Here is a 10,415-nt window from a genome sequence, read left to right on the forward strand (position 1 = left end):
CAGGAGCAACCCTCCTCGTTGCCCCGGGGGAACCGGCTATCCAGCAAAGATCACCTGGCGCCGATGAGTAAGGCGTACAGAACCACTCTCCAGGAGGACCCCCGTGGCGAAGGCGAAGTTCGAGCGGACTAAGCCGCACGTCAACATCGGCACCATCGGTCACATTGACCACGGTAAGACGACCCTCACGGCCGCCATTACCAAGGTGCTGCACGACGCGTACCCGGACCTGAACGAGGCCTCGGCCTTCGACCAGATCGACAAGGCTCCTGAGGAGCGCCAGCGCGGTATCACCATCTCCATCGCGCACGTCGAGTACCAGACCGAGGCGCGTCACTACGCCCACGTCGACTGCCCCGGTCACGCGGACTACATCAAGAACATGATCACCGGTGCCGCGCAGATGGACGGCGCGATCCTCGTGGTCGCCGCCACCGACGGCCCGATGCCGCAGACCAAGGAGCACGTGCTCCTGGCCCGCCAGGTCGGCGTCCCCTACATCGTCGTCGCCCTGAACAAGGCCGACATGGTGGACGACGAGGAGATCCTGGAGCTCGTCGAGCTCGAGGTTCGTGAGCTCCTCTCCGACTACGAGTTCCCGGGCGACGACCTTCCGGTCGTCCGCGTCTCGGCGCTCAAGGCGCTCGAGGGCGACAAGGAGTGGGGCGAGAAGCTTCTCGGCCTCATGTCCGCTGTCGACGAGGCCATCCCGACCCCGCCGCGTGACACCGACCTGCCGTTCCTGATGCCCGTCGAGGACGTCTTCACGATCACCGGTCGTGGCACCGTCGTCACCGGTCGTATCGAGCGTGGTGTCCTGAAGGTCAACGAGACCGTCGACATCATCGGTATCAAGGAGACCAAGACCACCACCACGGTCACCGGTATCGAGATGTTCCGCAAGCTGCTCGACGAGGGCCAGGCGGGCGAGAACGTCGGTCTGCTCCTCCGTGGCATCAAGCGCGAGGACGTCGAGCGCGGCCAGGTCATCATCAAGCCCGGTTCGGTCACGCCGCACACCGAGTTCGAGGCCCAGGCCTACATCCTGTCGAAGGACGAGGGTGGCCGTCACACCCCCTTCTTCAACAACTACCGTCCGCAGTTCTACTTCCGTACCACGGACGTCACGGGTGTCGTCACCCTGCCGGCCGGCACGGAGATGGTCATGCCGGGCGACAACACCGAGATGACGGTCGCGCTGATCCAGCCGGTCGCCATGGAGGAGGGCCTGAAGTTCGCCATCCGTGAGGGTGGTCGTACCGTGGGCGCCGGCCAGGTCACCAAGATCACGAAGTAATTCGTGTTCTGACCTGGTAGCTCGTTCGATCGAGCACCATGTTTGACAGAGGGGCCCCTTCCCCGTCGTTCACGCGACGGGGGAGGGGCCCTTCGTCGTGGGTACGCGCCCCAAGTCCTGGTGCGGGCACGCGAAGAGGGCCGCACCCGTGGGGGTGCGGCCCTCTCCTGTACGGCGCTTCGCGCGCGGCGGTTACTTCACCCGCAGGGACTCCGTGAACTCGACGCAGGCGGCGTGCTCCGGCAGCAGGCCCGACGCGATGGCGTCGGCCAGCGACGGGGCGGCCTCGTCACGGGCGGACAGCAGCGGGACGTCCGCCGGCCAGTCGATGCCCAGGTCCGGGTCGAGCGGGTGCACCGAGTGCTCACCGGTCGGGTTGTACGTCTCCGAGCAGAGGTAGGACAGCGTGGCGTCGTCGGTCAGCGCGCAGAAGCCGTGGCCCATGCCCTCGGGGATGTAGACCGCGCGGCGGTCCACGTCGTCCAGCCGGACGCCTTCCCAGCGGCCGAAGGTCGGGGAGCCGACCCGCAGGTCCACGATGACGTCGAGGACGGCGCCGCGCACGCAGGTCACGTACTTGGCCTGGCCGCGCGGCACGTCGGCGAAGTGGATGCCGCGCACCACACCGCGCTGGGAGACCGACATGTTCGCCTGCGCCAGGTTCAGCGGGTGCCCGACGACCTCGGAGAGACGGTCGAAGCGGTACCACTCCATGAACATGCCGCGGGGGTCGCCGTGCTGCTGAGGGGTTATCTCGAAGACGCCCTCGATGGAGAGTTCGCGGAACTTCACCGGGAGGCCTCCTCTTCGAGCAGGCCGATCAGGTAGTCCCCGTAACCGCTCTTGGTGAGGGGCTCGGCCAGCGCACGCAGCTGCGCGGAGTCGATGAGACCCGCACGCCAGGCGGCTTCCTCGATGCAGCCGATCTTGAAGCCCTGTCGCTCCTCGATCACGCGCACGAACTCCGAGGCCTGCACCATCGAGACGAAGGTGCCGGTGTCCAGCCAGGCGGTACCGCGGTCGAGGATGGTGACATTCAGCTCACCGGCCTGGAGGTACGCGTCGTTGACGGCGGTGATCTCCAGCTCGCCCCGGGCGCTGGGCTTGAGGTTGCGGGCGATCTCCACGACCTGGTTGTCGTAGAAGTACAGACCCGGCACCGCGTAGCGGGACTTGGGCTTGGCCGGCTTCTCCTCGATGGAGATGGCCTGGCCGTTCTCGTCGAACTCGACCACGCCGTACGCCGTCGGGTCCGCCACCGGGTACGCGAAGACCCGGCCGCCCTTGGAGCCGGTGTGTTCGGCCAGGCGCGTGCCGAGGCCGCTGCCGTGGAAGATGTTGTCGCCGAGGATCAGGGCGACGGAGTCGTCCCCGATGAAGTCGGCGCCGAGCACGAAGGCCTGGGCGATGCCCTCGGGGCGCTCCTGGACGGCGTACTCCAGCCGGATGCCGAACTGCGAGCCGTCGCCGAGCAGCCGCTCGAACTGGTCGCGGTCGTCCGGGGTGGTGATGACGAGGATCTCGCTGATCCCGGCCATGACCAGCGTCGAGAGCGGGTAGTAGATCATCGGCTTGTCGAAGACGGGCAGCAGCTGCTTCGACACTGCCCGCGTCAGCGGCCAGAGTCGTGATCCGGTGCCGCCGGCCAAGAGAATTCCACGCATGGGCCCAACCCTATGCGAGAGCGCCGGAGGTGCGAGTTCCGGCCCGGTAACGGTGTGGGCGGGCGGCCGTGGCGGGGTGGGTGGACGGCTAGACTGTTTGTATTATGCGCATCCTTGTGACCGGCGGCGCCGGCTTCATCGGTTCAGAATTCGTCCGCCAGCAGCTCGGTTCGGACCCCTCGGCTCAGATCACCGTCTTCGACAAGCTGACGTATTCGGGCGTCGAAGCCAACCTCGCCCCGGTCGCGGACCACCCCGGTTACGCCTTCGTCAAGGGCGACATCTGCGACGCCGAGGCCGTCGACCAGGTGATGGCCGGCCACGACGTCGTCGTGCACTTCGCGGCCGAGTCCCACGTGGACCGCTCGATCGCCGGCGCGGGCCCCTTCGTGATGACCAACGTCGTGGGCACCCAGGTCCTCCTGGACGCCGCCCGCAAGCACGGCGTCGGCCGCTTCGTCCACATCTCCACCGACGAGGTGTACGGCTCGATCACCGAGGGCTCCTGGACCGAGGAGTGGCCGCTGGTGCCCAACTCCCCGTACTCCGCCTCGAAGGCCTCCTCCGACCTGCTCGCGCTGGCCTACGCCCGCACGCACGGCATGGACGTCGTCGTCACGCGCTGCTCCAACAACTACGGGCACTACCAGTTCCCGGAGAAGGTCATCCCGCTGTTCGTCTCCAACCTGATGGACGGCAAGAAGGTCCCGCTGTACGGCGACGGCGGCAACGTCCGCGACTGGCTGCACGTCTCCGACCACTGCCGCGGCATCGACCTGGCGATGCGCAAGGGCCGCGCCGGCGAGGTCTACAACATCGGCGGCGGCGTCGAGCTCACCAACAAGGAGCTCACCGGCGTACTGCTCGAGGCCGCCGGCCTCGGCTGGGACATGGTCGAGCGCGTCGAGGACCGCAAGGGCCACGACCTGCGCTACTCCATCGACATCAGCAAGATCGGCTCCGAGCTGGGCTACGCCCCGCAGGTCACCTTCGAGGAAGGCATCGCGGCGACCATCGCCTGGTACCGCGAGAACCGCGCCTGGTGGGAGCCGCTGAAGGCCAAGGCAGCGCTGCAGAAGTGACCGCCGCCGAAGCAGTCGACAGCACGGCCGGCTCGCGCTGGCTCGTCACCGGCGCCGCCGGGATGCTCGGCCAGGACGTCCTGGCCGTCCTCAAGGACGCCGGGATCGAGGCCGCCGGTCTCGGCCGGGCCGACCTCGACATCACCGACCCGGCATCCGTCCGGGCCGCCGTCGAGGGCGCGGCCGTGGTCGTGAACTGCGCCGCCTGGACCGACGTGGACGGCGCCGAGAGCGCCGAAGAGGCCGCCACGGCCGTCAACGGCACCGGGGTGCGCGTCCTGGCCGAGGCCTGCGCCGCGGCCGGTGCCCGGCTGTTGCACGTCTCCACCGACTACGTGCTGCCCGGCGACGCCACGGAGCCGTACGCCGAGGACGCCGCCACCGGTCCGGTGAACGCGTACGGCCGCTCCAAGCTGGTCGGCGAGCAGGCCGTGGCCGAGCTGCTGCCGCAGGACGGCTACGTGGTCCGCACCGCCTGGCTGTACGGCGAGCACGGCCCGAACTTCGTCGCCACCATGCTCAAGCTGGCCGCCCAGCGGGACACCCTGGACGTGGTCGACGACCAGCACGGCCAGCCCACCTGGTCCTACGCGCTGGCACGCCGCCTGGTCGAGCTCGGCCTGGCCGCGCTGGACGGCCGCGCCCCCGGCGGGGTCTACCACGGCACCGCGAGCGGCCGGACCACCTGGTTCGGGCTGGCCCGCGAGACCTACCGGCTGAGCGGCCTGGACCCCGAGCGGATCCGGCCGACCGACTCCACCGCCTTCGTACGCCCCGCCGTCCGCCCGTCGTTCAGTGTCCTTCGTCACGACCGCTGGTCGGCGGCCGGTCTGGAGCCGCTGGCCGACTGGCGGGTGCAGCTCGCCGAGGCGATCACCCGGCCCGCCTTCGCCGACCTGCGGGGACTCCCCTCGCAGGGCTGAGCGGGCGGGCCGATCGCCTTCATACGATCGTCATCCGACAGGGCCCGGACCGAGTTCTCCCAGGTCCTGTCGGCGTCATCAGGTGCCATATGCTTGTCCCATAAAAGACGTTGGCCCCTTCGCGCGAAAGGCGCCGTCCGCTGTGCAACTCTCCGTTCTGACCTCCATCACCGGTCTTCTGGTGCTGGGGTACATCCTCGAACTGCTGCGCCGCCAGCAATTGCGGGAGAAGTACGCGACGATATGGCTCGCCATCGGGCTGCTGGTCGCTCCGCTCGGGTTCGTACCCGACCTGCTGGACCCGGTCGCCAAGGCCCTCGGCGTCGCGTCGGGCGTGAGCCTGGTGCTGTTCGTCGGGTTCGTGCTGGTCCTGCTGGTGAGCCTGCACCTCAGCTGGGAGACCAGCCGACTGGAGGCGGAGACCCGCATCCTCGCGGAGGACGTCGCGCTGATCCGCGCGCATCTGGTCCAGCAGGGCGGTTACCCCAGCACGTCGCCGCGCACGGAGGACTCCGGCGCCACTGAGGCACAGGTGAACTCGTGAACGACGGTCGTCGCGTTCTGATCATTCTTCCGGCTTGGAACGAGGAGGAGGGCCTGCCCTCCATCCTGCGTGAGATCCAGAAGCAACTGCCCGACGTCGACACCCTCGTGGTCGACGACGGCTCGGCGGACTCCACCGCCGAGGTGGCCCGGGCCGCCGGGTCGGCCGTCGCCCAGCTGCCGTTCAACCTCGGTGTCGGCGGCGCGATGCGCCTCGGCTACCGCTACGCGCAGCAGCACGGCTACGACGTGGCGATCCAGGTGGACGCGGACGGCCAGCACGACCCGGCGTACGTGCCGGCGCTGCTGGAGCGGCTCGCCGTCGGCGACGCCGACCTGGTGATCGGCGCCCGGTTCGCGGGCGACGGCGACTACCAGGTGCGAGGTCCGCGCAAGTGGGCGATGTCGCTGCTGTCCGTGGTGCTCTCGCGCATCACCCGGACCAAGCTCACCGACACCACCTCGGGCTTCCGCGCCTGCAACCGGCCGCTCATAGAATTCTTCGCCCGCTGGTACCCGGTCGAGTACCTCGGCGACACCATCGAGTCCATGGTGGGCGCGGCCCGCTCCGGTTTCACCGTCCGTCAGATACCCGTGGCCATGCGGGAACGGACCACCGGCCGCCCGAGCGCCTCGCCGATCAAGGCGATGGTCTACCTCACCCGGGCCGGCCTGGTGCTGCTGCTCGCGATGATCCGCCGGATGCCCGCGGAGCTGAAGGCGTTCACGCCCGGCTCCCCGGCGTACGTCGCGCACCAGAAGCGCACGGCCGAGCTGGTCGACCGCGAGCTGACCAAGGCCTAGGCGGAGAACGATGTCGCGTTTCGAGATCCTGTTGCCGTACTACGGCGACGTCGCGCTGATGCAGGACGCGGTCCGCAGCGTCCTGGCGCAGGACGGCGACGACTGGCGGCTCACCGTCGTCGACGACGGCCGTGAGCCGGGAGTCCCCGAGTGGTTCGAGGAACTGGCCGACCCCCGGGTCCGCTACTTCCGCAACGAACGCAACCTCGGGGTGACCGGGAACTTCAACCGCTGCGTCGAGCTCGCCGAGTACGAGTACCTGGTGCTCATGGGTTGCGACGACCTCATGCACCCGAACTACCTCCAGGTGGTGCGGGCCGCGGCCGACCGCGAGCCGGCCGCCGCGATGATCCAGCCGGGCGTCCTGGTGATCGGCACCGACGGCCGGGAGTACGACACCCTGGTCGACCGGACCAAGCGCAAGCTGTACTCCCCGAAGGGCCCGGGCCAGGCCCTGCTCGGCGGCGAGGAGCTGGCGATCAGCCTGCTGCGCGGCAACTGGCTGTACTTCCCGTCGATCTGCTGGCGCACCGAGGCGGTCAAGCGCTTCGGCTTCCGCGCCGACCTGGGTGTGATCCAGGACCTCGCCCTGGTCGTGGACCTGCTGGTGGCGGGGGAGACCCTGGCCACCACGCCGGAGGTCTGCTTCAGCTACCGCCGGCACGCCGGCAGCGAGTCCTCCGCCAAGGCCTACACCGGCCACCGCTTCGAGGAGGCCAAGCGCTTCTTCGTGGAGACCGCCGACCGCATGGACCGGCACGGCTGGCCGCGCGCCGCCAAGGTCTCCCGGCTGCACCTCTCCTCCCGGCTGCACGCGATCACGCTGCTGCCCGGAGCCGTCAAGCACGCCGGCCGACCGGGTGTCAGCGCCATGCTCCGCCACGCCACGCGCTGAGCGTGCGGCCGTCGAAAGCTCCTGGATGAACCCGATCACGAAACTGCTCAAGGCTCTGCCCCCCGGGACCACCATGGTCGCGGGGGGCACCGCCGTGCTGGGCGCCGCCTCCTACATCCACCTCGCGGTGGCCGGGCACAGCCTCTCCAAGGACCAGCTCGCCGGCGTCTCGGTGCTGTGGACCCTGGTGATGTCCCTGGGCATCGGTCTGTTCTTCCCCGTCGAGCAGGAGCTCACCCGGATCGTCGCCGCCCGCGCGGTGCGCGGTGAGGGCGCGGCGCCGGTGCTGCGGAAGGCGGGGCTGCTGACCGTGGGCATCCTCGCCGCGGTACTCGCCCTGCTCACCGCCTTCGCCCGGCCGATCGCCGACCGGCTGTTCCACGGCGACCTCCAGCTGGTCGCCGCACTCGGCGCCGCCTTCGTCGGCATGGCCCTGTGCTACGTCACCCGGGGCATCCTGGCCGGGGCCGGGCGGTTCACCGCGTACGGCTCCCAGCTCGCGGTCGACGGCGGCCTGCGGATCGTGCTGGCCTTCGTCTGCGCCGCCGCCGGACTGCACTCCGCACTGGCCTTCGGCCTGATCCTCGTCGTGGCGCCCCTCATCGCCCTGCTGACGACGCTCGCCCCGACCCTGCGCGCAGCGAAGCCGGGCAGCGCCATCCCGGCGCGGGAGGTGGTGCGCGGTCTCGGGCCGCTGATCGCCGCGACCCTGCTGGCCCAGGTCGTGGTCAACGCGGCGGTGATGAGCACCCAGCTCCTCGAACCGAGTCGCACCGAACTGATCGGCGGCTTGCTCAGCGCCCTGGTGCTGGCCAGGGTGCCGCTGTTCGTCTTCGGCTCGCTGCAGGCCTCGCTGCTCTCCGGCCTGTCCACCGCCGTGGCCGCCGGCGACCAGCAGGCCTTCGCCCGGATGCTCCGCAAGACCTGCCTGGTGGTGCTCGGCCTCGGGGCCGTCGGCGGGGTGCCCGCCGTCCTGATCGGGCCCTGGCTGATCGAGTTCCTGTTCGGCGCCGCGCCCGGACAGCTCGGCCACACCGACTTCCTGTGGTTCTCCGTCGGGACGACCTGCTACATGCTGGCGATGGTGCTCGGCCAGGCCCAGATGGTGCTGCACAAGCACCGCGCGCAGCTCGGCTGCTGGGTGTTCGGCACCGTCGTCCTGCTCTGCATCACGCTGCTCCCCGGCGACATCGCCGTGCGGGTGGGCCTCGCCTACGCGATCGGCTCGCTCGCCACCGCCGCCTCGATGCTCCTCACCCTGCGGGGCGCCGTACCGCGCCGCCCGGCCGAACCCGTACCCAACGGGCACCTCACGGAAGTGTGACCTGTCATGACGCGACTGGCCCCCATGTCCCCGACCGATCCGGAAGCGGACCGGTCGGCCGGGGAATCCCCGGGGGACGGCCGTTCCCCGGCAGGGTGGTGGCACGCCCGGTGGGTGGTGCCCTCGGGGCTGGCCGTCGGATACGTGCTGAACGTTCTGTTCCGGCTGTCCATGGTCACCCGGCAGAACTACCCGACGGTCAGCCCGGACGAGCAGATGTACCTGGTCATGGCCAGGATCATGGCCGGCCGCCCGACCACCGAGATCCCCGGTAACCAGGTCATCCCCGGCGGCTACTCGCTGCTGATCTCGCCCGCCCTGCGGATCACCCAGGACCCGGTGTACGCCTATCACCTGATCATGGGCATCAACGCCCTGATCAGCTGCCTGGTGCTGACGGTCTCGTACTGGGCGCTGCGCCGGCTGCACGTCTCGCGGCCGGTCTCGTACGTCGTCGCCCTCGCCGCGGTGCTGCTGCCGCCGGTCGTCTTCTACTCGCAGTTCGCGATGGCCGACACCCCGCTGCCCGTCCTGGTACTGCTCTGGCTGATCGGCGTGCACGGCCTCTTCTCCGAGGGCGACAAGCGCCGCCGGATCCGGTTCGGCCTGCTGGCCGGCTTCGCCGCCGGCTACTGCCTGCTCACCCACGACCGCGGCGGCGTGATCATCGCGCTGACCGCCGTGGTGCTGCTGGTGGCGCTGGTCTTCAACTGGGCGCCCCGGATCGCCAGCACGCTGGCGCTGGCGACGGTGGCCGTCCTGTTCGTCGGCAAGCAGCTGATGACCGCCTGGCTGATGTCCCGGATCGACGGTGCCCATCCGAGCGACGTCGGCAACGTCGTCTTGCAGACCCTCGAGAACACCCGCCTGTGGCGTCGCACCATCATGCGGGTGATCGGCCACCTCTGGTACTTCATGACCAGCACCTGGGGCCTGGGCGCGCTTGCCCTGGTGGTCTGCGTGTGCGCGGTGTTCGGCAAGCGCTTCACCCTGGCCAACCGCGTGGTGGCCTTCCTGATGGTCGCGTTGCTGGGCGGCATCGCCCTGGCGGCGGCCGCCGGCCTGCCCGCCGACCGGCGGATCGACACCATCACGTACGCCCGCTACCTGTCCCCGCTGGCCGTGGTGTACGTGCTGGTCGCGGTGGCGGTGCTGTACCACGTCCGAGGCTGGAAGAAGATCGTCGCGCTCGGCGCGGCCGCGAGCGGCGTGACGCTGGCGCTCACGGCGATGATGCTCCACATGGCCGGCAAGGAGTTCCACAAGTCCTGGTTCATCCTGTGGGGCCTGCCCGACGCGACCTTCCTCTCCAGCCGCTGGTCGGAGGACTGGGGCGGCTTCCACGCGGGCCGCACCACCGCCGTCGCCCTGATCGCCTTCGCCGTCCTGCTGCTGCTGCGCCTGCTGGGCGGTGACCGCCGGGCCGTGCTCGCCACCGGCGCCGCCGGGGTGGCGCTGGCGCTGTTCGCCGGCTGGGGGACCGCGACCATCACCGACCACGTCACCAAGCCCTGGACCAAGGGGCGCTACAGCGACGGCACCGGATTCATCGAGGACGCCGGCATCCGGCCCGGCGACCGTCTGGTGATGGACAAGGGCGCCAAGTGGGAGATCCGGACGACCCTCGCCTTCGAGGTGCTCGACGGCCGGGTCTGGACCCGCGCCCTGCTCACGAAGGACGCCCCGCCGGCCGATGCCGACGTCGCCCTGCTGCCCCTCCACGACAAGACGGCCCCCGCCGCCGACAGCTGGCGCAACGCCCCGGCCGGCTGGCACGTGGACCGGGACGTGCGCAAGGACGAGTACGTGATCTGGCGCCGCGGCTGAGCGCCCAGCGCTGAGCGCGTGAGTGGCTGGGCGCCGCCGGCGCCCAGGAAGACCCC

Annotated in this window: 10 protein-coding genes; 8 read left to right on the forward strand and 2 right to left on the reverse strand. The window is 70.0% G+C overall.

Annotation, left to right across the window (positions count from 1 at the left end; all coding sequences use genetic code 11):
- Positions 1 to 103: 103 nt before the first annotated feature.
- Positions 104 to 1,297 (forward strand): elongation factor Tu, encoded by a 1,194-nt coding sequence (gene tuf / locus ACWGDE_RS08240; protein ID WP_363180120.1) that lies wholly within the window; start codon positions 104 to 106, stop codon positions 1,295 to 1,297.
- A gap of 192 nt (positions 1,298 to 1,489) precedes the next feature.
- Here tuf and rfbC read toward each other — a convergent pair whose 3' ends face one another.
- Positions 1,490 to 2,089, reverse strand: coding sequence for a dTDP-4-dehydrorhamnose 3,5-epimerase (rfbC, locus tag ACWGDE_RS08245; protein ID WP_453388179.1), 600 nt, complete (start codon positions 2,087 to 2,089; stop codon positions 1,490 to 1,492).
- Positions 2,086 to 2,961: a glucose-1-phosphate thymidylyltransferase RfbA gene (gene rfbA, locus ACWGDE_RS08250; RefSeq protein ID WP_453388180.1), complete on the reverse strand. Its 876-nt coding sequence runs from the start codon at positions 2,959 to 2,961 to the stop codon at positions 2,086 to 2,088. Before rfbA ends, rfbC begins: the two co-directional genes overlap by 4 nt.
- 104 nt (positions 2,962 to 3,065) lie before the next feature.
- On the opposite strand from rfbA, the gene rfbB reads away from it, so the two are divergent.
- From rfbB to ACWGDE_RS08285, 7 genes are all read left to right on the forward strand, one after another.
- The gene (rfbB, locus tag ACWGDE_RS08255; RefSeq protein WP_453388181.1) at positions 3,066 to 4,043 is read left to right on the forward strand and encodes a dTDP-glucose 4,6-dehydratase; all 978 of its coding nucleotides are present in this window, start codon (positions 3,066 to 3,068) and stop codon (positions 4,041 to 4,043) included.
- The gene (gene rfbD / locus ACWGDE_RS08260) at positions 4,040 to 4,966 is read left to right on the forward strand and encodes a dTDP-4-dehydrorhamnose reductase (RefSeq protein WP_453388182.1); all 927 of its coding nucleotides are present in this window, start codon (positions 4,040 to 4,042) and stop codon (positions 4,964 to 4,966) included. The genes rfbB and rfbD overlap by 4 nt, the downstream gene beginning before the upstream one ends.
- Positions 4,967 to 5,108: 142 nt before the next feature.
- A complete protein-coding gene (locus tag ACWGDE_RS08265) occupies positions 5,109 to 5,510 on the forward strand; it encodes a DUF2304 family protein (protein ID WP_453388183.1) in 402 nt (133 codons plus the stop codon).
- Positions 5,507 to 6,313, forward strand: coding sequence for a glycosyltransferase family 2 protein (locus tag ACWGDE_RS08270; protein ID WP_453388184.1), 807 nt, complete (start codon positions 5,507 to 5,509; stop codon positions 6,311 to 6,313). The genes ACWGDE_RS08265 and ACWGDE_RS08270 overlap by 4 nt, the downstream gene beginning before the upstream one ends.
- A gap of 10 nt (positions 6,314 to 6,323) precedes the next feature.
- A complete protein-coding gene (locus ACWGDE_RS08275) occupies positions 6,324 to 7,208 on the forward strand; it encodes a glycosyltransferase family 2 protein (RefSeq protein WP_453388185.1) in 885 nt (294 codons plus the stop codon).
- A gap of 25 nt (positions 7,209 to 7,233) precedes the next feature.
- Positions 7,234 to 8,532, forward strand: a complete 1,299-nt coding sequence (locus tag ACWGDE_RS08280; RefSeq protein WP_453388186.1) for a lipopolysaccharide biosynthesis protein — start codon at positions 7,234 to 7,236, stop codon at positions 8,530 to 8,532.
- A gap of 6 nt (positions 8,533 to 8,538) precedes the next feature.
- The gene (locus ACWGDE_RS08285) at positions 8,539 to 10,359 is read left to right on the forward strand and encodes a hypothetical protein (RefSeq protein ID WP_453388187.1); all 1,821 of its coding nucleotides are present in this window, start codon (positions 8,539 to 8,541) and stop codon (positions 10,357 to 10,359) included.
- Positions 10,360 to 10,415 lie beyond the last annotated feature (56 nt).

Source organism: Streptomyces sp. NPDC054956 (assembly GCF_053609185.1).

What these genes read in the sequence shown, in the direction of transcription:
- rfbA (WP_453388180.1), bottom strand. Translation starts at nt 2,961, where the DNA reads ATGCGTGGAATTCTCTTGGCCGGCGGCACCGGATCACGACTCTGGCCG.
- rfbB (WP_453388181.1), top strand. Translation starts at nt 3,066, where the DNA reads ATGCGCATCCTTGTGACCGGCGGCGCCGGCTTCATCGGTTCAGAATTC.
- ACWGDE_RS08275 (WP_453388185.1), top strand. Translation starts at nt 6,324, where the DNA reads ATGTCGCGTTTCGAGATCCTGTTGCCGTACTACGGCGACGTCGCGCTG.
- ACWGDE_RS08280 (WP_453388186.1), top strand. Translation starts at nt 7,234, where the DNA reads ATGAACCCGATCACGAAACTGCTCAAGGCTCTGCCCCCCGGGACCACC.
- ACWGDE_RS08285 (WP_453388187.1), top strand. Translation starts at nt 8,539, where the DNA reads ATGACGCGACTGGCCCCCATGTCCCCGACCGATCCGGAAGCGGACCGG.